Here is a 3013-nt window from a genome sequence, read left to right on the forward strand (position 1 = left end):
ATTAATAACACATCACAATCAGATAAGTTTATTTGGCTCTATATTTTAGGAGGATTATCAATTTTAAGTGGTTTTATAATTTTGCAAAACCCTATAGTATTGGTTTAACCATCACTACTTTTTTAGGTATTTACTTTACTGCATATCGATTAACACTAGCTTTTCAGTTATAAAATGGAGAAAATACTATGTTTAACAAAAAAATTATTATAAAAATACTTGTTATTTAATCCATTATAAATACATTATTTTTGAAATCTGTAATTCTAAAATAGGTTACAGGTTTTTTATGGAATTAAACTACAATATTGTAAGCATTTTAGATATCCTTGGTGTTGTACAAGGATTACTTTTCGGTACCATATTACTATGGATGCACTCTAAAAAACATAAACCTACACGTTATTTGGGTTTGTTTATTTTATTATTTTCGCTAGAGCCCATCTCTAATATTTTAAACGATTTAGGTATATTAAATCAATACCCTCAGTTAGAATTATTTCCAACTCATTTTCACTTTTTGGCATTTCCACTATTCTATATTTATATTCAGGAAATTTCGATTTTTGATGGAGAGAATCCCAATTATAAAGTATTAATTCCAGGAATAATTGAAGTTATTGTTGGTTTGATTATCTTCTTATTACCTGTAGCTACTAAACTATATTTAAAAAACTCAACCTATAGTTTAATCTATTTTATTATAGGGTTATTATATTCTATTTATATAGGCGTTTTAACCATTCGTTGGATTATTAAACATCAGCATGAGGTTAACAATCAGTTTTCAGAAACACTTCATAAAAAATTACATTGGGCTAAATTATTTGTATATGTGAGTATTGGTTTTCAATTATTATTGCTTGTTAACTACTTTTTAAATAACCATGTTTGGTATATATTGGTAACGTTGTTAAATGTTATCCTCATTTATTGGGTGTCATTTAAGGGCATTGTACAAGAAAATGTGTCCTCATTATTTGTAAGTTTTTCTTACCATAAAGAAGAAAATTCTACTTCTAAAAAAATAACACCAAAAGAAAAACCAATTACAACTACACTAACGGCAGAAAGCAAAAAGTCCAAATTTATGAACACTCAAGAAATGAGTGAGGTGCTAGATATAGTTGAAGATTATGTGACAAATTCTGAATGTTATATTAAAGACGATCTTACCATTATAGATGTAGCTGAAGCTACTAACATTCATCCCAAACGCATTTCACATTCATTAAACAATCTTAAACACTCAAATTTTAATAATTATATTAATAAGTTTAGGGTGCTAAAAGCTAAAAAACTTCTAAAAGATGATGCTACACTTAATCTATCTATTGAAGGTATAGGTATGGAAGCGGGCTTTCATTCTAAAGCCACATTTTATACTTCATTTAAAAAAATTGAAGGCTGCACACCAGCTTATTACAGAGACGTTTAGTACTTAGAAACACGATTAGTTTAAATTTCAGAAATCCATACTTTAAGAGTGCCTAATTCTTTTTTACAAGCATTTTTCTTCACGAACTTTGTTATGTTAGTTTGAATAGTTAATTTTTTCATGACTTGGATTTTTGGTTAATAAAAAAGGCTCTCTAAAAACAGAATAGTAGAGAGCCTTTTTAAAATAAGTTAATTGTTCACAAAAATTAATAATATGATAAAGGTAGAACATATAGATCATGTTGTGCTTACGGTAGCTTCTATAAATCGTGCCTGTAATTTTTACCAAAAATTAGGGATGGACGTAGTAACTGAATTAGATGGTAGTAGAGCGTTAAAATTTGGTAATCAGAAAATCCATTTGTATCAATTAGGTAAAGAGTACACCCCTAAAGCACGTAATACACTTTCAGGATGCGTTGATATATGTTTTTCTACAAAAATATCATTACAAGAAGTTGTAAAAAAGTTAGAGAAACATAAGATAACTATAATTGAAAAAGTAATACAACCACCATATTTAAAGAGTGGTATAATGTCAGTTTACTTTCGAGATCCAGACGGTAATCTTATAGAGATATCAAATAATCAAGGGCATGGATAAGATAAAACAAAGACTTGTATTAAAATGAAAGGCATAACAATAGAAAAACGAATAGCTATTGAACTGCCAAAATCCGAAAGAAAAAAGACAACTATAAGTTATTTACCATGTCAATTATTTTTAGGAAACATATTGCCATTAGGTTTTGCAAGTATGATTTATTTATTGTTTCGCTCTGAAACTTTAATAGTATTTAATGTATTAGAAAAATTAAATGTTTTAAATAGTTTACAATTCGTGAGAAGCCATAATGTAATTGCTACTATGCAATTACCAGAGTGGTTTTTGTATGCATTACCCGATGGTTTGTATAATTTTAGTTTTACATCTTTACTATTACTCTTGTGGGGAAATAACATAACCAAAAATAGTGTAATCTGGATTTGCCTTGTGCCATTACTGGCAATAATTTCTGAATCATTACAGTTTTTAGGCTGGTTTCCTGGAACCTACAATCCAATAGATTTAGTACTATATATAGTTGGTTTTATGCTACCATTTTATTTATTTAGAAGAAAGTTGTTGTTAAACATAAGTAACAACAACAAAAAAGTTTTTTCTAAAATTGTGATCGTAATTTATCTTTTTTTAGCATGTATTGCTGGCGATGTGGCATTGCTCCAATTTCAGTTTTCTTTTTAAAACACATCAGTAATTCAACATTTTAATAAAAAGAAGTAGAACACTATAATTAGTTTACTTTCCGTATTGGATTTTGATGAAAACATGCAACTAGCATTTGATATAGTTCAGGATGCTTTTTTTGAAGCAAATCAGGGCGTTCAAAAAAAATATTCTGAAGCTACCGAAAAAAAACTCGGCTTCATTTGTTCCGCCGTAATTTCTAATATCTGAAAGATTGTTTTTAATTGCCTCCATTTCACTATGTATGAGCTTTAACCAAGGTATTATATATTGCTGCTCCATTAAACGTTCTGGAATACCATTTGTTACCCCATCTAATTTATC

Annotated in this window: 3 protein-coding genes and 1 pseudogene; 3 read left to right on the forward strand and 1 reads right to left on the reverse strand. The window is 28.4% G+C overall.

Translation table 11 applies throughout. From position 1 onward, the window contains the following. Positions 1 to 289 precede the first annotated feature (289 nt). The 3 genes from AC1EUY_RS15820 to AC1EUY_RS15830 all read left to right on the forward strand — a co-directional run bounded on the left by AC1EUY_RS15820 (position 290) and on the right by AC1EUY_RS15830 (position 2686). Complete coding sequence (locus AC1EUY_RS15820; protein ID WP_480196521.1) at positions 290 to 1438, forward strand: helix-turn-helix domain-containing protein; 1149 nt, start codon at positions 290 to 292, stop codon at positions 1436 to 1438. A gap of 216 nt (positions 1439 to 1654) precedes the next feature. Continuing rightward, on the forward strand, positions 1655 to 2044 hold the full coding sequence (locus tag AC1EUY_RS15825; RefSeq protein ID WP_480196522.1) for a VOC family protein: 390 nt from the start codon (positions 1655 to 1657) through the stop codon (positions 2042 to 2044). A gap of 24 nt (positions 2045 to 2068) precedes the next feature. Beyond that, positions 2069 to 2686 carry a hypothetical protein gene (locus AC1EUY_RS15830; RefSeq protein ID WP_480196523.1) on the forward strand — a complete coding sequence of 206 codons (618 nt, stop codon included), beginning with the start codon at positions 2069 to 2071 and terminating at the stop codon, positions 2684 to 2686. Between the two features lie 49 nt (positions 2687 to 2735). Here the strand turns inward: AC1EUY_RS15830 and AC1EUY_RS15835 are convergent. Further along, positions 2736 to 3013, reverse strand: a pseudogene (locus tag AC1EUY_RS15835) (zinc-dependent peptidase); the annotation flags it as partial.

It is taken from the genome of Maritimimonas sp. 2210JD6-3 (assembly GCF_056591795.1).

Bases quoted from the DNA above. Each gene is read 5' to 3' on its own strand.
- AC1EUY_RS15820 (WP_480196521.1), top strand. From the start codon at position 290: ATGGAATTAAACTACAATATTGTAAGCATTTTAGATATCCTTGGTGTT.
- AC1EUY_RS15825 (WP_480196522.1), top strand. From the start codon at position 1,655: ATGATAAAGGTAGAACATATAGATCATGTTGTGCTTACGGTAGCTTCT.
- AC1EUY_RS15830 (WP_480196523.1), top strand. From the start codon at position 2,069: ATGAAAGGCATAACAATAGAAAAACGAATAGCTATTGAACTGCCAAAA.